The organism is Parapedobacter sp. (assembly GCF_035556095.1).
Classification (GTDB): Bacteria; Bacteroidota; Bacteroidia; order Sphingobacteriales; family Sphingobacteriaceae; genus Parapedobacter.
In genome coordinates this window covers 31696-51702 of record NZ_DATMFT010000017.1, presented here as the reverse complement: position 1 = coordinate 51702, position 20007 = coordinate 31696, and the positions used below count along the sequence as shown (strand labels likewise).

At 50.2% G+C, this 20007-nt stretch carries 18 protein-coding genes; 2 read left to right on the top strand and 16 right to left on the bottom strand.

The features are described from left to right. Nucleotides 1-46: 46 nt before the first annotated feature. Nucleotides 47-397 carry a VOC family protein gene (locus tag VNQ80_RS08045; RefSeq protein WP_325637273.1) on the top strand — a complete coding sequence of 117 codons (351 nt, stop codon included), beginning with the start codon at nucleotides 47-49 and terminating at the stop codon, nucleotides 395-397. Nucleotides 398-544: 147 nt separating this feature from the next. Here the strand turns inward: VNQ80_RS08045 and VNQ80_RS08040 are convergent, their stop codons facing one another. The 11 genes from VNQ80_RS08040 to VNQ80_RS07990 form a co-directional block, all read right to left on the bottom strand. Continuing rightward, complete coding sequence (locus tag VNQ80_RS08040) at nucleotides 545-1363, bottom strand: hypothetical protein (protein WP_325637271.1); 819 nt, start codon at nucleotides 1361-1363, stop codon at nucleotides 545-547. Nucleotides 1364-1451: 88 nt separating this feature from the next. Further along, the gene (locus tag VNQ80_RS08035; protein WP_325637269.1) at nucleotides 1452-2132 is read right to left on the bottom strand and encodes a hypothetical protein; all 681 of its coding nucleotides are present in this window, start codon (nucleotides 2130-2132) and stop codon (nucleotides 1452-1454) included. 81 nt (nucleotides 2133-2213) lie between these two features. Further along, nucleotides 2214-3326, bottom strand: a complete 1113-nt coding sequence (locus tag VNQ80_RS08030) for a helix-turn-helix domain-containing protein (RefSeq protein ID WP_325637267.1) — start codon at nucleotides 3324-3326, stop codon at nucleotides 2214-2216. A 55-nt stretch (nucleotides 3327-3381) separates the two neighbouring features. Then, complete coding sequence (locus tag VNQ80_RS08025) at nucleotides 3382-3984, bottom strand: hypothetical protein (protein WP_325637265.1); 603 nt, start codon at nucleotides 3982-3984, stop codon at nucleotides 3382-3384. A gap of 51 nt (nucleotides 3985-4035) precedes the next feature. Beyond that, on the bottom strand, nucleotides 4036-5262 hold the full coding sequence (locus VNQ80_RS08020; RefSeq protein WP_325637263.1) for a DUF4185 domain-containing protein: 1227 nt from the start codon (nucleotides 5260-5262) through the stop codon (nucleotides 4036-4038). Continuing rightward, nucleotides 5256-5411, bottom strand: a complete 156-nt coding sequence (locus tag VNQ80_RS08015) for a hypothetical protein (protein ID WP_325637261.1) — start codon at nucleotides 5409-5411, stop codon at nucleotides 5256-5258. The genes VNQ80_RS08020 and VNQ80_RS08015 overlap by 7 nt, the downstream gene beginning before the upstream one ends. Nucleotides 5412-5805: 394 nt before the next feature. After that, nucleotides 5806-6345 (bottom strand): hypothetical protein, encoded by a 540-nt coding sequence (locus tag VNQ80_RS08010; protein ID WP_325637259.1) that lies wholly within the window; start codon nucleotides 6343-6345, stop codon nucleotides 5806-5808. Nucleotides 6346-6378: 33 nt separating this feature from the next. After that, nucleotides 6379-7185 carry a hypothetical protein gene (locus VNQ80_RS08005; protein ID WP_325637258.1) on the bottom strand — a complete coding sequence of 269 codons (807 nt, stop codon included), beginning with the start codon at nucleotides 7183-7185 and terminating at the stop codon, nucleotides 6379-6381. Between the two features lie 166 nt (nucleotides 7186-7351). Next, nucleotides 7352-7828, bottom strand: a complete 477-nt coding sequence (locus VNQ80_RS08000; protein ID WP_325637256.1) for a SecDF P1 head subdomain-containing protein — start codon at nucleotides 7826-7828, stop codon at nucleotides 7352-7354. Beyond that, on the bottom strand, nucleotides 7812-8048 hold the full coding sequence (locus VNQ80_RS07995) for a PLD nuclease N-terminal domain-containing protein (RefSeq protein WP_325637254.1): 237 nt from the start codon (nucleotides 8046-8048) through the stop codon (nucleotides 7812-7814). The genes VNQ80_RS08000 and VNQ80_RS07995 overlap by 17 nt, the downstream gene beginning before the upstream one ends. A gap of 158 nt (nucleotides 8049-8206) precedes the next feature. After that, nucleotides 8207-9400 carry an MFS transporter gene (locus tag VNQ80_RS07990; RefSeq protein ID WP_325637252.1) on the bottom strand — a complete coding sequence of 398 codons (1194 nt, stop codon included), beginning with the start codon at nucleotides 9398-9400 and terminating at the stop codon, nucleotides 8207-8209. A 129-nt stretch (nucleotides 9401-9529) separates the two neighbouring features. Here VNQ80_RS07990 and VNQ80_RS07985 point away from each other — a divergent pair, with 129 nt between their 5' ends. Beyond that, complete coding sequence (locus VNQ80_RS07985) at nucleotides 9530-10207, top strand: helix-turn-helix domain-containing protein (RefSeq protein WP_325637250.1); 678 nt, start codon at nucleotides 9530-9532, stop codon at nucleotides 10205-10207. A gap of 9 nt (nucleotides 10208-10216) precedes the next feature. On the opposite strand, the gene VNQ80_RS07980 is transcribed toward VNQ80_RS07985, so the two are convergent. Genes VNQ80_RS07980 through VNQ80_RS07960 form a run of 5 tightly spaced genes read right to left on the bottom strand, consistent with a single transcriptional unit; the run spans nucleotide 10217 to nucleotide 19975 of the window. Beyond that, a complete protein-coding gene (locus tag VNQ80_RS07980; protein WP_325637248.1) occupies nucleotides 10217-11437 on the bottom strand; it encodes a glycoside hydrolase family 99-like domain-containing protein in 1221 nt (406 codons plus the stop codon). Between the two features lie 27 nt (nucleotides 11438-11464). After that, entirely contained in the window at nucleotides 11465-13636 is a 2172-nt protein-coding gene (locus VNQ80_RS07975; protein ID WP_325637246.1) for a glycosyl hydrolase, read from the bottom strand. A 3-nt stretch (nucleotides 13637-13639) separates the two neighbouring features. Further along, a complete protein-coding gene (locus VNQ80_RS07970; RefSeq protein WP_325637244.1) occupies nucleotides 13640-14854 on the bottom strand; it encodes a glycoside hydrolase family 99-like domain-containing protein in 1215 nt (404 codons plus the stop codon). A gap of 12 nt (nucleotides 14855-14866) precedes the next feature. Beyond that, nucleotides 14867-16648 carry a RagB/SusD family nutrient uptake outer membrane protein gene (locus tag VNQ80_RS07965; RefSeq protein WP_325637242.1) on the bottom strand — a complete coding sequence of 594 codons (1782 nt, stop codon included), beginning with the start codon at nucleotides 16646-16648 and terminating at the stop codon, nucleotides 14867-14869. Between the two features lie 12 nt (nucleotides 16649-16660). Next, the gene (locus tag VNQ80_RS07960) at nucleotides 16661-19975 is read right to left on the bottom strand and encodes a TonB-dependent receptor (protein ID WP_325637240.1); all 3315 of its coding nucleotides are present in this window, start codon (nucleotides 19973-19975) and stop codon (nucleotides 16661-16663) included. Nucleotides 19976-20007: the final 32 nt, after the last annotated feature.

The following is a 20007-nucleotide window of genomic DNA, read 5'->3' as shown; positions in this document are numbered from 1 at the left end:
GCCATGCTAATTTTGTAGCTTTGTGTTAATAAAAATCAATTAATGCATGGCAGTACGGAGAATTGTGGTAAACACGGCAACGGAAGATATAGACGCCGCACAGCGTTTCTACGGTGAAATCCTGAGCTTGGAAATAGTGATGGACTTAACTTTTATTCGTACATACGGCAATGATAGTACCATGCGGGTACAGATCAGTTTCGCCTCGGAGGGTGGCTCCGGCACGCCGGTGCCGGATATCTCCATTGAAGTTGATGATGTGGACGCAATATACGGTAAGATGCAAGAGGCGGGATTTTCAGTGATTTATGGCATTGTGGATGAGCCTTGGGGTGTCCGACGGTTCTACGTGAAAGACCCTTTCGGTAAGACCGTAAACATCCTTTCGCATTTGTAACAGTTTTTATTAATCGTCTGCGTCAACTACGATTTGCTTTACGCGCTTTTCCCGATTTACTTGTTTTTGTTCAATCTTACCATGATTCTCCTCACGGAAAGGAAGCAGCCTGCTTGACGTGTTAAGCAGGCTGCGGCGCCCCATGGGTTAAGGCGCATCCAACCAACGAATAATATTCAGCAAAAATTGTGCGTTTTGAGTCGCATCGGGGTGGTTCATCCCGCGCTTATGGCTTTTTATCCCTTGCAACTGGGCGGTAAACGGTGCGCCATCCGCAACAATAAATACCCGCCCGCGCCCGCATTGCAAGATAGCTCCGTTGGCTAATCCCGTGCCGCTGATTTTCGGTACGGTTGGGGCGACATGGTGGTTCATCTCCGCTACTTGGGCAGGGAGAAACACCTCATAGTCTTCACCCAATGAAGAAACAACCACGGCATTCGGGGGCGGAAAGAATCCCGTGCCACCCCATACGCGGATGCTGTCTATCACAGCTCCTTCAACGTCCGTCACGGCATTGGACGTGAGGTTGCCCCGCTTACGCGAAAAAATCTCCGGCAGACCATCTTTCCGTTGCGCGAAACCGTTGATGAGGTTAAATCCGAAACGCGCCGCCAGCTTGCTTACCGACCCGGCACACGGCATGTGGTCGGTAATGATAAACAACGAACCACCGTGCTGGTGCACCCACGTATACAGTGTTTCAACCTCCTCGTCCGTATAAACATTTCCTGTGGGCAAGTCCAGGTTCTCCAAGTCGTGCATCGCATTTACGGTCACAAAAACACGGGCGCCGGATAGGGCTTCGACCATTATCGGCCCCTGTGTTGCCAGCCGATAACCATCTGCCTCAAGCACCCGCCCAAAGGCCGAATATTGGCCTTTGAGGCTAAGCGGATTGTTATGGCCCCCATCATATAGGATGAGGGGGCCTTTTCCATCGCTATAATGGGGACGGGCGGCCATGTAGTGAAAACCTGTATCGGCCACACTTTGGGCACAAAGGCAAGTCGGCAGAAGCAACACGCAAAAAAGCATTGCCCGAAAACTGCTATTAGTCATGCGCTATCCTTTCCCATTGGTCCGACTCGAAACAGATGAGTTTTATGGCCACGCCATCTTCTACCACAAACGTCAATGGAAAGGTCAATTCCGCATTAAAGAATACCGTGGGCGAGAACGCGTCAAAGACTAGGGTTTGGTTATCCCATTGTTGTGTTAAGGCCAGCTTCCCATTCTGTATCGCGATCTTTAGCTCCATGTTAGGGTCTTTCTCCAATCGGTACCTTCCCACCAACGGCTTCAACTGTTCTACCGTTAGCGCCACATGCCGGGTAGGATTGTAGGTAACCCTTTCCAGGACAATGCGATCGAGGATTTTAGCCTTATCGATTTTGCCGGCGTTGCCTTCGAGGAATTCAATTTTATACCCCTCATCGTTTGACTGGAACAAGCGGGGGCCAGTACGGTGCAACGGGTACACCCGGCCATCCCATACCTGTTGCGCAACGAATTGCCCGTCTTGCTCGAAGAAACGGATGTGTGCCGCCCGATTGGGAAACCTATAATATCCCGCAAGGGCATCCCACGCCACACTGTCGGTGTAGTTGATCGTGGTCTGTACAAGTGCGGAGGCATGTTCCATACCGACCGTCCGGTGAGTCAATGCTGATAAGCCAAGGGCAATGATCGTACCGGCGCTTAATGACAGGTGTTTTGCTGTTCTTGTTTGCATAATCATCTCTATTTGTTTTGATGATGCAATAGTCAGCATTGAAGTTGAACAAGCTGTTCGGCTGGACCCAAGTGTACGTAATTAGCTCTGCTGGCTGGAAAGATAAGCCTTGGGTGTCATACCCGTTATCTTTTTGAATGCCGCGTAAAAAGTGGTTCTGGAATTAAAGCCTGCATATATGGCAATGCCGCCAATATCTTTGTTGCGGAAATCCGGATGTACCAACAGCCGTTTCGCTTCCGCTACACGGAGTTCATTGATGTATTGGTAAAAATTCTTGCCGAAGCCCTGGTTGAGCACGAAAGACAGCTCGTGGGTACTGATGCCTACCTTATCGGCTAGCGACGGCAAATTGAGTAGCGGATCGAGAAAAAATTCATTATCCACTACCAGCCGGTGTACCTTGTTTTGCAAAAGTTGCACTTGTTCGTCGGTCAGTCGGGCGTATGGTGCAGCTGGCGTGGTTATCGCGTCGATGACCTCAACCAGTTGATCGTTGTCGACCGGATAGATAACCTTTTGGTTCAGCGAATGGTAAGCCATGAATACCGTTAGCGCGAAATATCCAGCAGGAACGATCGCCGCAATGAGCGGATAGTTTTTACCAAGCAGCCAAAGGGCGGTCATGGCCAGCACGGCAAATAAGATAAACGTTATCCACGCCAAGTCGATCTGCTCAACCGTCGCGGAAAATCGCTTGATTTGCCGGTGATGGTGTCGCAAGAGGAAGAATGATAGCGCCCAGTATAAGAGCGCCTGTCCGAGAAACAGGTGCCGGATGACCCACACCATGCTTGCCGGAAGATGAAATGGGATTTGGGTATCTGCATACCTGTTCGGGAACATAACGCATGCCGCGTATAAGCAAAATAAGAAAAAGGGAATGAAATGCCATACGGCTGTCCGTGATGGGGCTGTTGGGTTTACAAAATAAACCAAAGCGAGAAAGAAGCAGGGGAAGGTGGCCCAGCGGGGGAGTTCCAATAAAGGGATGAGCCAGCCCAGCGGGTTCCGGTCCGCCGGGGCGGCCGCCTCAATGAACAGTTGCGCAAACAAAGTGGCGAGACAGAAAAAGAACAACCCCAGCCACCGGTTCGCTTGCCGGTTCACCCGGGGGAGATTGGTGAGCAGCAGAAAAGCCAGTAGTGCTGAAGCACCTGTAGTTAATGCGTGCCAAAGAAACGATGTGTCCACGGCCTAAAAGTACGAAAAGCCGCGGGATACGGCTGTCCGTTTGGATACATTCGCACTAACGAATTCCCATTTGCCGGTCTATCGAACGGAAATCGTCTGAATAATTCGGGGTTGGCGCTATGAAGGAGGCATTGCCTCTAATACGGATTTCTTTGGACTTCCGGATGTTTTCTTCCGACCGGGTCAAAAGTTTCACTACGTTGATGTCCGGTTGGTCTTCCGTCTCACTTAGGGTATTTACTTCAATCTTCAGAATGTATTTTTCGTCTACCATAAGGTTTTCATAGCCGCTAGTGATGAGCCGGTCGTCTATCATGAAAACCGTAGGGCCGGATTTGAGCGAAGTATATTTCTGTTTAAGCTCGTTGAGCGAAATGAATATAGGGGTATACTCTTCCTTCAAGGTCATCCACAACACGGCTTTGTATGTACGCCCGTCCACAACCGTATCTTTAATGACATTGACGCTTTCTATACCGCTGGGCACTAACGTTTGAACAGCCAGGCTTGCTATAAAATCCCCATTAATCATGAATGCGAAATCTTGGTTCTGCGTTGTCTGCGCGTATACCACATCTATGGATAACGAATCTTCCGTTTGGGCGAAGGCTCCGAATGAAAGCAGCATGATGGCCGATAAGGTGGTTAGTAGCTTCATGGCATTTTTTGTAATTGATTTGTACTAAGGTAGTAAAAAAGCGTCTTGGCGCTACAAAAATTTTACTCGGATGAACCTCGGCCGGTAAAGGTTGGGCGTTTTCCGGATATCCGCTAGGAAATCGAAAGAGTTCACGTTATAACTGATGAGTAGTTCCCCTTTTTTAGACAGGTTGAAATGCGCCTTCGCGTTATATACGAATATGCCTTTCTGCTCCACTTCGGGGCAATCCCACAATACCTTGATGGGGCCGAATGGCCCTGCCGGTGAAAGACCGATACGCAACCCCACGGTCGTGCCGATGCCGTCCGTTTGGAAAACAAGTGCATACCGGCCATCGGGTAGCGGCGTTACGCTGAGCTCATTTGATACGCGGTCGGCTATCGGCGCCGCTTTATACATATCGGTATTCCAAGCCGCTCCATCCCAAAAGCGCCACGCCGTAAAGTGCTCAAAGTCCTTGGGTTTCACTCGGGCCACCAGTACCTGCTTCGCCGGGCCCCGCACACCGTACACATATACATAACCATCCGGGGTTGGGGCGCCAGCGGCCGCTGTGTTTACAAAGATGCCGGCCCCGAATGAACCGTTGTTGCGGCTGTCCACCGAATCGCGGATGAAAAATGGCGTGTCCATCTGCCGATGGTCTTTAAAGGGTGGCTGGCTTCCCGCCGGAATGGCAATCAGCGTATTGCCCACTTCTTCGAAGGGGAACACCTTCGCGTCGGTACGCCGAATGCGGTAACCAAAAACATACGTTGTATTGCCCAACTCCTGGTTCACGAATCCGTCGCCGAGCCAAAAATACTCGCCTGGTTGGGCTTGGGGCGTCTTCGGCACGAACACCGATAGGGGCTTCCCCGCGCTATCGCTGTCCCAGAAAAACCGGATACGGCTTTCATCGGGCGTGACCCCATCTAGTATGGCCACCGAATTATTGATCATCACCGAGCCCGGCTGCAACTCACCATCTTCAATCTCGCCGATCATGGTATCGCTAAATACCAGCAACGTTTTGCTTCCTTGGCCAGACTGCGGGGTATCCACGCCGTGGAGCGGTATCGAGAAAATGCCGTCGGCGCCAAACCAGCCCGAGGTACGGTCAAACAGCCGTGTCCATTCGGGGGCTTCTTCCACGGTATAGCTGAGGTTTACGGTGTCGGTGGCCAGCGCGGCATCCTGTTGCGCGGCGGTACGGCTGCCACAAGCCATGCCCAGAAAAAAGGCAACAGCCGCAAGCCCCCTCCATATGATATCGTTATTCTTCAAAATCACCATTGGTCCACCGGCTTCTGTTGGTCAGGTATCCCCATTTTCATCCACACGTTATCGAGTATCTCGGGGTCAGCAGGCGCTGGCCCGGTTTCTTTCTTACATGAAAAAAATATCGTAAATACAAAAACGGTTAGTGACAGCAGGTACCTCATAATGTATAATCAATGATTATGAATTGATGGTAAAGGTACACAATTTGAAATTCCCACCAATGCATAGTGGTTTTGCGGATGCCCCATGAAGCATTTAAAATCAGTTAAAGGTAAGGGTCGCTTTTCTGAAAAGCAATTGTTTTCGATAAAAATAGCGCGCCGGCAATGAACGAGTAACAGCACCGGGAAAAAATTCAAAAAATAGTTTGCAAAGTGTAATAAATACACTATCTTTGCAGTATCATAATTTAGGTTTATAATTGGTTAGTAAAGGTCTCCATTCTCCCCGTTTGGAGATCTTTTTTTTCAGCCATCATTACGGCAGTTGCATCCGATATTTCGTGTCACCGATGTCTAGCAATATCGCACAAGCATGTGCCGATGTGATTAGCTATCAAGGCCTCAATGTCCGCTGTACCAGATAAGGGTGGTGTTTAGCCAATTCTGCGCGGAATACATCCAAACCATACAGAAGCGAGCTGATCCGCAAGCGTCGTCCATCTTTGGTATATAAACGGATCTCGTTCATCAAACTGCTGAAATCAGCTGATTTTATATCGGTCCAAGCGCCACTTTTCGATTCACCCCACGCATTGAAAACGGTTAGCCCCGTCTCGGTCAGCTCAACGCGGTGCCTACGATAATATGCTAAGCAATAAAAGCAGCCAAAACCCGCTGACGGCATGAATACAGCTAGCGACACTATTGAATACCAGAAATCGTCTCCTTTACCCAAGCCTACAAAGCCAACGAGCACAATAAGGCCTAGAAACATAGCGCCACATACGTATCCCAGAATGGCAAAGACCACGTTATTTTTCAATAACGTTACTCCCGGAGAGACGATTGTTGCATTGTTCCCTTGCCGATTTGTCCACCAGTAAATCGCCACAACCGCAGTCACAATCAGCGAGATCGTAATGGTATTCTGCATAATTCAATTAATTTTTTATTTGCAATTTCATTTTCATTGATGTTGCGCTTTTTCAACCCAGTTTTTGAATAGCCTCCTCAAGTATTGCGCATAGCTTGACGAATCGGTCTCTTCTATTTTAATATAAGTAGATGAATCGGCCGGGTTTTTAAGTAGAAAGTTCTCGTCCCAATACGAAAACGATAAATAGATCGATCGTCCGTGAAGTTTAAAACCATGTATTGCAGGAAGGTGATGTATCGGATAGAGGTTGATCTCAACGCTATTTTCTTTCAAATACGTTTCATTGTCCTTTTTGAAGCGCTCTATTTCTCCCACGTAGCTTCCTATGTCATTCTTCCAATATTCGCTGATGTTACCGGGGCACGTTGTTATATAATCGGGACTGATGTAATGCAAATTAAACACCATTTTTGAAAGCTTTCGTTCCTCTTTCCATAGTGCAAATTTTCCTTTAATAGAAAACAACGTAAAGCCAAGTACGTCTATTTCAACTAATTTTTTACTGTCACGCATCAGTTCAATTTCCCGGCCTACGTCATCATAAATACCAATCGTGCCCTTGTAAAATATTTTGTCGTCAATCCCCGCCGGGGAATCTTTTATGGCGTCATTCAGTTTGTTGAACTGTCTGTTTAATTTCATGATGAGCGCCACTATGGACGCAGCCACAATACCGTATAAGGAGACCATGATTTCCACATCGTCCTTTCCGTCATAGAGGCTGTCTTTAATAAATTTATTGACTGGTTCACAGTTATAAAAAACACCTATGCCGATAAGTAATACAAGTAATATCAGCTCAATGATTGTTTGAAGGTTCTTTTTAATCTTTTTCATTGTAGGTCAATTGGTTTAACATTGGTCTTTCAATCTGTATGTCATTTGCAGCTTAATAGGCTTTACGCAAAGTTACTGCATTTGGCATTGCAAAAAAATACTCAAAAGTGAGTATTTGGCGTGCCGAGCCGACCTTGGTGGCCACGTTGTGCGGGAAGCCGCTTTTTTATCCACCTCCATCAGCAGCTATCCGCCGGATGAGCGCATCGGCATCCTTTTGGGCAAAGTTCTCCTTTTTGCTGATTACAGTTACCCCGGATGGTATTTTTGCCTGTATCCGTATCCGATCGGCAAAAAGGGTATCATCCAATACGAAAATCAGGTCTTGTCCGATGAGCGCTTCGGTGGCCTTGGCGAATTGCGCGCTACCGGGCTTATCCAGTTGCACCACAACCTGCCAAAGCGTATCGGTATGGGGGAAATGTTCCGCAGTTAGGGTTTCAAAATTTGATGCTGTTACAATCGGTTCCGGGTCGAGGTAATAGGTAGAACCACGGTCTAACTGCCTGGCTACGCCCCCGCCGCTGTCTACCACGTGGTACCACCCGGTTACGAGCGCGGTATCACCGTTGTTAGCACCGTTGCTACAGGCTGCTACCAGGAAAGACAGGCATAAAATGATAAGATTACATCGTTGTGCCATAATCGCCCTTATTGCCTTTCCTACCCACGATCAAATAAATCACACTCCCGAGAAACGGGGCAACGAGGATGATGATAAGCCAAAGCAGTTTGCTGTTTCCTCGCAGCCTGTTGTTCGCTATGCAATGGATGAGGCAATAAATGTATAATATTACCGTAAGTAAAACGGGCACCAATAAGATGAATTCTTGTGTTCCGATATTCAAGAAAAGCAATTCCATATTTTTCAGTTTACGTGGTTTTTATTTTCATTGGTCTTCTACGAGGTTCCGTGAAGTATTTAAAATCAGCTAAAGGTAAGTTTAGCTTTTCTGAAAAGCAATTATTTCTGATAAATAGCACGAGCGAATAATAAGCGGGTGCCGCTTTCCACCAATCATCACGGTGTACCGGCAGCCCCTTCACGGTTTGTGCTCCGTTTATATCCCCGTAGGTAAAGCCATGCCAGCGCGGCTACCACCATGGTGCCGAAGAAGATGTAGGGTATCCGGGCGATGCGGTCATAATACACCCATCCGGCGATGAGCGCGCCCAATCCGATCCCCGCTTCCAGGGCGATGTACATGGTTGCCATTGCCTTCCCACGTTGGTGTGGGTTGCTTAGGTCTATGGTCCACGCGTTTACGGCGGGCGAGAGGATGCCCCCGCCGATCCCGTATACCGCCGCTCCCGCTACCATCCAAAAGGGGCTTTCGCCCCATGCCAGGATTCCCATCGATAGGATGAGTGTTGCCAGCCCGTACTCGATGACCAACACGCGGCCATGCCGATCCGAAAGCCTACCCGAAAAGAACCGTACGGCCACCGACGATACGGTGAAAGCCACGAAAAACACACCCCGGTTGGATATGCCCAGGTGCGTTGTCCAATCCGGTATCAATGTAAGTATAGCGCCATAGGCGACGTAAGAAAGCAGGGTAACGACCGCCGCGGGGATTACCTGGGGATCGATGATGTCTGTGCGCGATATGCGGAATGACGATGCGCGGAGCCGTTGCCGCTGTGGCGGAGGCAATGTCTCTTTCATGTTCATCAAAATCACGATCGAGAGCAGCGCGAAGACCGAGGAACAGTAAAAAAGTGCATCAATGGAGTAAGCTTGGCTGATGGCGCTTCCCACGGCCGGCCCTATGGCCATCCCCAGGCTGAAGCACAGCCCGTGCATGCCCGCCGCTTCGCCCCACCGCTCGCGCGGGATGATGTCGGCTACGTAGGCTGCCGTTGCCGTGGGCTTGAAGCCCGTGGAGAACCCGTGGATGAGACGCAGGAACAAGAAGCCCGACACGCTGGATAGCACCGGATAAAGGAACCCGCATACAAAGCACACCATGGATCCCACCGCCATCACCGGTACGCGGCCCACGGTGTCGGTCAGTTTGCCGCTGAACGGCCTTGATATCCCGGCAGTGAGCGTAAAAAGTGCGATGATCAGCCCTTTATATTCCCCGCCACCCAAGCTGCTGAGGTAGGCGGGCAGTTCTGGTATCAGCATGTTGAAACTGGCCGAGAAAAGCAGCGAACTCAAGCAGAGCAGGATGAAGGGCAAACGGTAGATCGACTGTGATGCGTGCATGGGCTGCAAAGCTAACCAAATAAATGCCCGTCCGGAAATGCCGGTTCCGATCTCTTGGCCGACGCCCTCCGTTTGGCTTTCGGATTTGTTTACTATCTTAGGGCGCTTGTTTTCCGACCCTTTATAGCTATGGAGCGATATTTACCTTTGCAGAAAGAATTTGAAAAAATATATTGTGTGCTCACCTCTCAAACACTGCTTACGGTCGATAGTGTCCGGCAGGAGCCGTTCCTGCAGGTTATAGACCGGTCCGATTACCTCATAACCATCCACGATGTGGAGTATTACCGTCCGATATGCATCAACGAAAAGCTGAGGCAGTTCTACGGATTCGACAACCGGATTTTGCAGGGCATGGACCATTTTTACTACCTTAAAACCATGCACCTTTCCACCTATTACACATTGATTGAATCGATGGCTTTTTTCCGGAATGACCCACCCGGTTACCTCAATTTGAAATATAAGCTCTTGGAATCTGCCGGGCAATGGACAAAAACCATCGGCACCTCCAAGGCGATTATCCGCAACCGGCAGAGTAAGCCGAAAGTGGCCATGACGGTGATGATGCCTATGGAAACCGAAGCGCCCATATCGCCGTATGAGCAATACCTATCCCTTACCAACCGTGAGCTGCAGATTGTCGAATTGCTTTACGCCGGTCTCAGCAAAAAAGAGATTGCCGAGAAACTATTTATTTCGTCGGGTACCGTCATTACGCATGTTAAGAATATTTACCGTAAGTTGGGTGTCAATAAAATATCCGAGTTGTCGCGGCTGGTCGAGCAATTCCGCGTAGGGGGGTAAAAATTCCTTTCAAAACACCTCTTTAATCGCCTCAAGGTACTGATATTGGAATTCCTCATCGGGTTCGAGGTAGCTCCCTTCGCCCCATTCGTTCCAGGCGTTAATCGTAAGAACGCGATTTGGTGCATCGTTCTGAAGTGCCAATCCCTTCGCTTTTGCCAATGCCTTTTTAAATGCGTACGGAGTGTTATTTACCATTACCGCACCGAATGGATAGTCCCTACGTTTATCCCACCCATCTGCGTTGCGTGTGCGGGGAGATGCATCCCATCCCACCGTCACATTGGGGTAGTACGGCACGGGCAGCGTACTGGCCGGCTTTTCCAACCCATTTGCGGCGCCACCGTACGCAACGCTGTTGAAATACTTATGGGCTTCAGCATCGTACTGGGCTGTCGGAAAACCCTGAAGCGCATTGTGGTGGATCCATACGTAGGAAGTGGTGCTGTTTATCGTAGCCATCTCAAATGCAGTAGTCAACAGCTCTCCTTTAAGCCCCCATAAGACGACGTTCAGGTGCAAATCCGGAAACCCAGCGGCCTTAACTTTGCCCCGGAAACGCTCCAGTGCCTCACGTGCCAACTGCGCATCGCCGTCAAAAACCTTCAGGAACGTGTCAAATTCATAGATCGAAAAGTAAGGACATCCGTCTATTTTCCAATAAGCAGGGTGCTTAAAGTACCGTTCTACAATATAGTCCGTCATTTCCTCAAAGGTCTCGGCTTTTATAGCGCCCATCATCGTGCCTACATCATGGTTGGCCCACATGAGGGCAAAACTAACGTCTCCTGCATTGGAGGCTTGCATAAAGCCATTTTCCAACGCTTCCGAGAGGTACTTGCCCCCTGGGCGCTCAAGCGTTGCGGGATCAAAATAATACCAACAGAAAATGAATGCATCTACGCCGTGCTGACTCGCCACGTCGATTTTCTTGGCCATTATTTCCGGGTCTTCCTCGTTTTCGAATCCCCAAAGCGGTTTCTTTGGTTGTTTATGTCCCGTAAAGCGTGGTTTAGCATCGCGTATAAGCGCCCATTCCGACCGGAAGACCGGTCCCCAATTGGGGAAGTAATAAACCCCAACCTGTACATCCCCCGCCGGGATATCGATGGGCGGTTCGTCTTTGGGCGGTTGTTTTCCCTCATTTTTGCAGGCCGCCAAATTGCCGAACAACAGGCATAAACATATAACAACATACGTCCACTTGCTGGGATTGCTTTTTACGATCATCTTTTTCTGATTTTATAATAATCCGACTTACTGTGTTTTCCTGACCACAATTGCATCATATGGGGCCAGCTTAATGGTGGTCTCACGACTCGTTTCGTTAATGTCTCCGCTATTCGGGTCCCAAAGGGAGACGTCTCCTTCCGACGGAAATCGTACCCTGAATTCCAACGGACCATCACTGTCATTGGCTACCAAGAGCACATCATCGCCATTTATCTTTTTATGGCTGGCGAGCACCGGTAAGCCCATCGGTTCAATGGTATAGTCCCGAGTCAACACTGTTGATAACGCCTCTTCAAAGGTGGATTCATCATAGTTATGTAGGCGTATGGTGTTTTTACTTCTGCTTCCCCCGTCTGAAAAGAGTGTTGCCGAAAGGCGTTTAACGGGTTCCGAAGGGAAATCCATGTCTGAGTTTTCAGGCAGATGGCCAACCGCAATCACTTTGCCTCCTGCTTCGACAAACGCATCAATTACGGCTAGCGCCGCAGCAGGTATCGTTTCTACCTGCGGTAGCACCAGTACCTCCCAAGATAATTTACCGTGGCAGAGTTTTCCGTTGGCTACCGTAGCGTCCAGAATTCCTTGAACGTCGAGATAGCTGAATTCCCAGTGGTGGTCGTACAAATGGTCGGATATGTTATCAAACAGGGTGGCGGTTTCGATTACCTCCTTGGTTCCGCCCGCCATATCGTCCCAGCTCTTGTTCCAAGCAGGTACCGGTCTGGACTTCGTCCAGATGGTTTCGATGGGATAAAGCACAGCCACCTTAGCAGCCCGATGTCCGTGGCTAAACAGCGCGGAAATCCGAGCTACATAAGTGTTAAACGCATATTTTTCAGCTTGTGAGGCATGCTCAAGTTGAAGGTAGTTGTTAAACCGTGTTACACCGCCTACAAGCTGCCGGTTTACCGTGCCCTTTGCTTCAATGGTCGAAGCTTCCTTTCCGTCGCGATGGGGGGGATCCGCAACAGGGCAGATCTCGGACATCACTTCCGAACTGCCGTTAAGTTCGGCTACAGAAGCCGCCAGGCGGGCCGAGTACAAGTATCGCCGTGTAAACTCGGGCATGGCTGTCAGCACGTCGATTCCCGGGATGTCCATTTCCCGAAAACAGGCCATGATGTCACCATACAGCAAGGCTTGTATTGGCAGCGACTCCTCAAGCAGTAGGTGGCCACTTGATTTAATACCCTGTGTGGCACAATACGCTTTGATTGCCTTGAAGTAGTTGTCCCTCATCAGGTCACGTATTACGCTGAAATACTGATACCGGAGCTGCTGCCCTTCTTTATCTTCGTCCAGCAGTAGCGTGGTCAGCTTATCTTTGAGGCTCCAATTAAACCGCGCCAATAGCGTGTCAGACACGTTCTGTTTCCACGGATACACGCCGTATCCAAGGTTCTGGAAGGAATGTGCCATTGATGAAGGTTCGTCTGTAAAGGTAGCATAGAACAAGTTATCCAATTTCTCACCCAGTACTTCAGCATATCGTTTATGGGTCAATTCAATAAAACGTTCCCCCACTTGCGGTAGCAGCAAGCTTGGGTAGTACCGTTCTTTTCCTCCTCTGTCCGTACCTGCTTGGAAGCCGTCGCGGAGCACATTGGTAGCAACCTGAACGATCCGCCACGTGCCGGCAGATACCTGCCAATGGAGCACGCCATCCCGTACCGAATTGCTCACGTCTTCGGTCCGGTCCAAGCGGTTTATGCCTTTTTCCACAGGTACGGCCTTAATCGCCATGAGCTTACCGGGAAGCAGGGGCAGTTGGATGCCCCGCGGACCGGTCAATACGCTGTCTTTAAACAATAAGCCTTCTGCTTCCCACTCCGGATGCTCCTCAAGTATATACCCCCCGGCCATTCCGGAGGGATACCAATTCTCATCATACAACCAAACGTTCATTCCTTTGGAGCGGGCTTCGGTTGCGAAGCGGAAAAGAGATTTCATTTCCGTTTCGTCTTTGAGGTAACCGTCCGTCCAGTTGGCGTTCGTGGCCATCCCGCCATACCCGTTCAACAGGTATTCGGCGATAATACCATCCTGTTTTTCCGGTTCGTCCGGGTAGCCGTGGATATTCAGGTTGGGCCGGTATGCCATTGCCGGTTGCCTGAATTCGTCAGCTAAGGGGCTGCGTTTTACCGTACAGGCCGCTAGCCCCAATACCACGAGCAGGCCCAATCGAGTGTGTTTCATGCCTTAACCCCCTCCAAATACGTCGCGGACTGCCTCCAGGTAAGCCATGCCGTTTACGGTGTCTGGTTCAAGGTAGCTACCCTCTGTCCATTCATTCCAGCAATTGATGTTAATGAATTTCAGTGGCGATTGCTGTGACTCCAAGCGGGCTTTGGTTTGCTGAAGAGCAGCTTTAAAATTTGCCGGTGTGTTGTTTCCGATGGTGTTCATGAACGGGTAGCCCGTATTCGTCCAGGTAGAGCCCAGGTAGCATCTCGGACTCGAATCCCAACCCATGGTCACATTGGGGATGTAGTCCACCGGATATTCCTGCGCTACCTCATCCCAGTGTTCAAAATACCGATCCCTTACGTAATTGTAGTCGGTTGCGGTATCCGGTAGCACTACATGGTGTATCCACACATAGGATGTCGACGAGTCGAAACCGAGCTGGCTAATAAGCTCAGGCGTATTCTCCGGCACCACTTCGCCCGGCAAAATGGGGTTACCCCAGGCGACCAAATTCCAGTGAATACCCGCCAACCCTGCTGCCACGGCCTTATCACGGAGCCGGTCCATCGCATCTTTGGCGGCTTCTCTGCTGCCAAACCCTTCTACAAAACGCTGGATATCATACACTGAAAAATAGGGTTTCCCGTCGATTTTCAGGTAGTTGGGCCGTTTGAAGTAGTGCTCGATAACGAAGTCGCCTATTTCCTCAAACCGCTCCGGTGACACCGCACCGGGATATAAAATACGCTGTTCATCACCCAATTTATATGGATGGATATCCATCCAATCATGGTTGGCCCACATCAAGGCGAACTGCATGTCTGTTGCGTTGGGGGCATTCAAAAACCCGCTGTCAAGGCATTGGTTCAAAAACGGGCCATCTTCATACATGTACCAGTCGAAGATGAAGCAGTTCACACCGTGGCTCACTGCGGCATCGATCTTCTTGGCCATTACCTGCGGATCCTTTTCGTCCAAGTATCCCCATTCCGGCACCAGTGGCTGCCGGTGGTTCTCAAAGCGCGGCACCGCCTGCTTTACCAGTTCCCATTCAGACCATCCCGCACCCTTCTCCAGCTCATTCCGGGCATCGCCGGTATGGTAATTCGGAAAATAATACGCAGCCACAATCCAATCATCCGCTTCGTGCTGGTTGGGTGCCGTTCCACCACAGGCGGCGATCACCAACAAAACCAACAACCAGTATATACATTTCATTTTCTTCATGATTTCTTCTGTTTATTGATAGCCTGGATTTTCCGGGAGCAAATTGGGGTTTGCTGATGTACGGCTGAGACTTATGGGCAAATAATAGTTGCGTTCTGAAAATACAGGGTCGGGGCTCCCCATGATATTGTCTACCGCCCACAGCACGAATGGAGTGGATTGCAGGTCGAATTGCCCTTCTTGTATTTCGGAGCCTAAGAGCATAAGGAGTAGTCCTGTGTAATTCCGTGATAAATCGGTCACTGCCGTCCGCCAACGGCGCAGGTCGAAGTAACGGTTTCCTTCGAAGGCCAATTCGACTTTGCGCTCCTGCCGGATGGCCTCTCGGGTGATTTGCGCGAGTGCGGGCAATCCGGCACGACGCCGAATCTCATTGACCGCCCACAAGGCTTCGTCCAAATGTCCCAGCTCAAACGCTGCCTCCGCACTATTTAAATAGATTTCCCCCAACCTAAACACCAAATAGTCCGTATCCGAATAGTACCGTTCGGGAATGATGGCCTTACTCTCATCCAGGTATTTCAATACACCAAACGGTGTGGGCCGCCCGTAGCTGCGGCCTTTGGCATTGACGCCGCGGTAGGCGCCCACCTCGATCAACTGCGACCAGTCTGCGGTATAAATACCATGGTGATAATCCAATAAATCTCCCGCCCAGGGCGTCCCGTGCGTGTAAATGGAGGCTTTGAAACGCGGGTCCTTTTTGCCGAATAGCTCGTCAAGTGTGTATACGTGATCCGACTTCGCTTGTATGGCTGTAGACGAACCATCTATATTTTCAAAAGACTGTACCATCTCCAGGTAAACACTGGCTTGTTGCCCGCCACCCCATGCACTGTAGCCAAACGGGTTTTGCCACATATCCCAAGAATGGCCCCGCCCCGCGATGCCGGTGAACTTCTCTGCAAAAATCACCTCCTGGTGATCCTTTTCAAGGAATAATTTCCGGAAATTCTCTGTCTTATCTGCATATTTTTCGAAGAGCCCGTATTTTCCACTCGTCATGATGTCTTGCGAAGCTTGGTAGCTTTTCTCCCAGAAGTCGGTTGCCCGCGACGGGTCGATCCCAAGTGTGCCGTTCAGCATCACGGTGCCCCATTGGGCAATACTTGCTGCATACATCGCTGCCCTACTTTTCAGTGCCAGCGCCGCATAAAACGTGGGCCTTCCGGTGTTTCCGCCCACAGCTTCCAGGGGAAGGTCGCCAGCCAATTCGTCAAGCTCGCCGAGGATAAAGTCATAAACCACCTCCTCGGTTGCACGCGAAGGATAAAGTTCCTCCTCCGGATCATCGAGTTGCTGCACCTTGGTAATCAGTGGCACCCCTCCATACCGCTTAACCATATTGAAGTAAGAAAAGGCCCTCAAGAAGCGGGCTTCGGCCAAATAGCGCTTTTTGAAGTCGTCGTCCACATCCGCCGTCGCTATCTTTTCGATAAAGCCGTTCAGTTTCCTGATCGTCGGGTATGACCAATACTCATAAACCCCTCCAGCAACCGTTATCCAATGAGACATGGGGTTGGGCGTCCATGCCGATACGGCCTCGTCTGCAAATGTGCACGCCATCACGTTATCGAACCAGTCCTGATTGGCTCCGTATGGCATTTCGTGATAGAAGCCCATTTCGGCATAGCATTGGTTCAGATAAGAATCGATTAAGACCGGGTCAGACCATACAACCGCGTCAGAAATAATACCCAGCGGTTTCTTGTCAAGTATCGACTTACTGCACCCCAGCATCGTGATCAACACCATGGCGGTTAGCCGAGCAAAGTTTTTATATGTTTTTTTCATTCGTAATTCTCCTTATAAAGTCAGGTTAACACCGAAACTCAACGTTTTCATCTGCGGGTAGTAATATCCCGCATAGCTACTGGGTGCTTCCGGGTCGAGGCTATATTTGTTCATTTTGCTAAACGTAAGCAGGTTCAGGCCCGAAAGCTGTACCCGCAGCCCTTTGATCCGCACGCGCGACAAATATTGCGGGTCGATGCTGTAGCCGATAGAAACCGTTTTCAAACGCAGATAATCAGACGCTACGAAGTTGTAGTCGGATATATAGGAGTTGCTATTGGCTCCGCCCAACCTCGGAATAAGCGCATCAGCACGGTTGCTTTCCTCGGTCCACCGCTCGGTGTACATGATTTCGGGGTAAACCAGCCCGTGTTGCAGTTGTATGTGCTGGTAGAAGAAAAACGCACCCTGCATCAACACCGAAAGATCCAGCCCCTTATAGGCGAAATTCAGATTGAGCCCACCGGTCCACCGTGGTGTTGTTCCGTTACCGATGATTACCTGATCCCTCCAATTCAACAAGCCATCGCCGTTCGTATCTAGGTAGCGTATATCGCCCGGCTTAAGAGAAGCATTTCCTGTGTCTTCGTTATAGATGTAATCCAGTGCACCGATTTCGTCATACGAGGTGAATAGCCCATCGGCGCGGTACCCGATTACCCGGTCCGTCCACTGGCCAGAAAGCCTGTTCAAGCGCATCTGGTCCTCGTCTTCATATCCGGGCTCATCATAATGTTTCCATTTTCCGCGGTTCCACCCAACGTTCATGGCAATGTCCCAGGCGAATTCCGCAGCCTTTCCTTGATGGCCGACGAGCACTTCAATCCCCCGGTTCGTAATGCTATTGATGTTTTCAGTTGGCAGTGCAGCCCCGAAAGTCGATGGGAGCGAATTCCATCTCGATCCCGGTATTTTATCCCTAAGCCTGTAAAACGCGTCGATATTACCATACACCAATCCCTGTTTAATCCTGAAATCCAGCCCCATGTTGTAAATTGTCATCTCCTCCCAAGTCAACCGGGGGTTTGCGATAGAGGTCTCGATAAGGCCAGGGTTTGCTTTGTCGCCAAATATATAGGCCGATCCGAAATTATACCCGGAGAGGTACTGGAAGTTGCCCACATTATCATTCCCGGTTTGGCTGTATGATGCCCTGTATTTCAATACGTCTACCGTATTTGACAAAGGACTGAAAAACGGCTCGTTGGCGACGTTCCATCCAATGGAAATGCTGGGGAAGAATCCGCGGCGCCCTGCTTCTGAGAACTTGGCCGATTCGTCAATACGGAAAGCTGCTTCCATCAAGTACCGGTCGCGAAAGGCATAATTCACGCGACCCACGTAGCTGAGCCGCCCCATTTCCCACGCTCCGCCATTGGCCCGCTGTCCGTTTACCCCTCCTGCAAACAGGTAGTCTACAACGGGCGTGATGTAATTATCGCGGCCGGCCGAGATATCATCAGAGGCATAATCGATCACTTCATACAGTAACATCCCAGAAACGTGGTGATCTTGCGCAAACACACGGTTATAATTCACGTAGAACTGCCCGGTGAGCACCTTGCTTCTGCTGTGGTAATGGGTCAACCTCGGATTGTTAGCTCCGCCCATCGGCGTATAAATCCCGCTTTCGTGGTTATAGGTCCAGGTATCCACGAGGCGTTCGAACACCTTGCTGAACGAATAATCCTGGCGGTAGTTTCCGAAAGCCTTGAGCGATAGCCCTTCTACAACCGGTACGCGGTAGTTCAGTTCCATTGTGCCGAATAGGTTTTGACTGTTGGTTCGCCGGTAACCGGTAATCTCACTATTGGAAATGATATGGATGCCGCCCGTACCGCCACCATTCGCATAGGGAATCTTGGTCGGGTCGGGTAATGATGACGGGTAGAAAGGCTCGGTATTCCAGAAATCCTGCCATACTGAATTTTCTTTTTCGTCAGCGCGCCAGGGGAAGTCCCTGTTCTCTATGCTGGTCGCCAGATCCACTTTGAAGTCCAGGTCCTTGTTAATATTCACGTCCACATTCGAGCGCAAGTTATAACGGGTGTATTCACCGCCGTTTTTCTTAAACATGGACTGTTGGTCTAGCATTCCCACCAAACCATAATATCGCACTCTATCATTTCCACCCCTTACAGAAACGTGGTATTGTTGCTGGGGGGCATGCTTGCGGGTTACCTCTTCCAGCCAATTGGTGTTGGGATAATCGGGATTCGTGCCGGCATAGAACAGATCAACTTCTTCCTGCGTAAAACGCGATGTTTCTTCCGGCAACCCCGCTTGGAGATGGGCTTCGCGGATCAGTTCCGCATTCTGTCCCGAACTCGTGGGCCTGAGCATATTGGTTACCGACTGGAATGTGGCATTTTGCGAAAAGGTAATCGTGGGAGCTTGTTGCTGCCCTCTTTTGGTTGTAATCAGGATCACGCCGTTTCCCGCTCTCGACCCATATACCGCCGCTGAAGCGTCTTTCAGGAACGTAATGGATTCGATTTCGTTCTGGTCGAGCGTATTCATGTTGCCCTCCACATTATCTACGAGCACGAGTGGCGCGTCAAACCCTCTGATGCGTAATGATGAAGCATCGCTCCCCGGCAGCCCGCTTCCTTGTATGGCCGTTAGCCCGGGTACGCGCCCCGCCAGCATGTTAGATACCTGTGCCACGGGGGTCTTAGTTAGCTCCGTAGCGCTTACCGTCGCCACAGATCCCGTTATGTCCGCTTTGCGTTGCGTACCATATCCAATCACCACTACCTCTTCCAAGTCACTCAACGACGCAGTCAGGGAAACGTTTAGGGTGCGCTCACCGCTCCATTCTCGGCTCGTCGTTTCGTAGCCTATCATGCTAAACACCAAGGTGGCTCCTTCGGTGGCCACCACCAGCCTATACGTACCGTCGGTACCGGTCTTTGTTGCGCCAGCATGGCCTTGCGCCGATACGGTTACCCCTTCCAGGGGATTGCCTTGGTCGTCGGTAACCCTTCCGGTTATCTCCCGTTCCTGCACGGTTGAGGCCGGGGTATTCAAAAGAAGCGGCTTTGCCGCTATCACGATCGTTCCGTCTTCTACGTACCATTGCAGGTTACGTTCGGCCAGCAGCTGCTCCATGGCCTGTGGCAGATCGGCCTGCTTGATCGTAACGTTTACACGTGTAGTCGCGATGTCATCGCCCCGGAAGAAAAACGAATAGCCTTGCTGTTTCTGAATCTCTTTCATTACCGCACGCAGTGTGGTATTCTTTGCGTTGAGGGTGATCTTTTGGGCCCTGCTTTCTGCAAATGCATGGAACGACAGCAGAAAAGATAAAAATATCGCTAGCTTCATGGTTACTAATAGTCGATATTTGCCCGGCCATG

What these genes read in the sequence shown, in the direction of transcription:
- VNQ80_RS08045 (WP_325637273.1), top strand. Translation starts at nt 47, where the DNA reads ATGGCAGTACGGAGAATTGTGGTAAACACGGCAACGGAAGATATAGAC.
- VNQ80_RS08040 (WP_325637271.1), bottom strand. Translation starts at nt 1,363, where the DNA reads ATGGCCGCCCGTCCCCATTATAGCGATGGAAAAGGCCCCCTCATCCTA.
- VNQ80_RS08035 (WP_325637269.1), bottom strand. Translation starts at nt 2,132, where the DNA reads ATGCAAACAAGAACAGCAAAACACCTGTCATTAAGCGCCGGTACGATC.
- VNQ80_RS08025 (WP_325637265.1), bottom strand. Translation starts at nt 3,984, where the DNA reads ATGAAGCTACTAACCACCTTATCGGCCATCATGCTGCTTTCATTCGGA.
- VNQ80_RS08020 (WP_325637263.1), bottom strand. Translation starts at nt 5,262, where the DNA reads ATGGTGATTTTGAAGAATAACGATATCATATGGAGGGGGCTTGCGGCT.
- VNQ80_RS08015 (WP_325637261.1), bottom strand. Translation starts at nt 5,411, where the DNA reads ATGAGGTACCTGCTGTCACTAACCGTTTTTGTATTTACGATATTTTTT.
- VNQ80_RS08010 (WP_325637259.1), bottom strand. Translation starts at nt 6,345, where the DNA reads ATGCAGAATACCATTACGATCTCGCTGATTGTGACTGCGGTTGTGGCG.
- VNQ80_RS08005 (WP_325637258.1), bottom strand. Translation starts at nt 7,185, where the DNA reads ATGAAAAAGATTAAAAAGAACCTTCAAACAATCATTGAGCTGATATTA.
- VNQ80_RS08000 (WP_325637256.1), bottom strand. Translation starts at nt 7,828, where the DNA reads ATGGCACAACGATGTAATCTTATCATTTTATGCCTGTCTTTCCTGGTA.
- VNQ80_RS07995 (WP_325637254.1), bottom strand. Translation starts at nt 8,048, where the DNA reads ATGGAATTGCTTTTCTTGAATATCGGAACACAAGAATTCATCTTATTG.
- VNQ80_RS07990 (WP_325637252.1), bottom strand. Translation starts at nt 9,400, where the DNA reads ATGCACGCATCACAGTCGATCTACCGTTTGCCCTTCATCCTGCTCTGC.
- VNQ80_RS07985 (WP_325637250.1), top strand. Translation starts at nt 9,530, where the DNA reads ATGGAGCGATATTTACCTTTGCAGAAAGAATTTGAAAAAATATATTGT.
- VNQ80_RS07980 (WP_325637248.1), bottom strand. Translation starts at nt 11,437, where the DNA reads ATGATCGTAAAAAGCAATCCCAGCAAGTGGACGTATGTTGTTATATGT.
- VNQ80_RS07975 (WP_325637246.1), bottom strand. Translation starts at nt 13,636, where the DNA reads ATGAAACACACTCGATTGGGCCTGCTCGTGGTATTGGGGCTAGCGGCC.
- VNQ80_RS07970 (WP_325637244.1), bottom strand. Translation starts at nt 14,854, where the DNA reads ATGAAGAAAATGAAATGTATATACTGGTTGTTGGTTTTGTTGGTGATC.
- VNQ80_RS07965 (WP_325637242.1), bottom strand. Translation starts at nt 16,648, where the DNA reads ATGAAAAAAACATATAAAAACTTTGCTCGGCTAACCGCCATGGTGTTG.
- VNQ80_RS07960 (WP_325637240.1), bottom strand. Translation starts at nt 19,975, where the DNA reads ATGAAGCTAGCGATATTTTTATCTTTTCTGCTGTCGTTCCATGCATTT.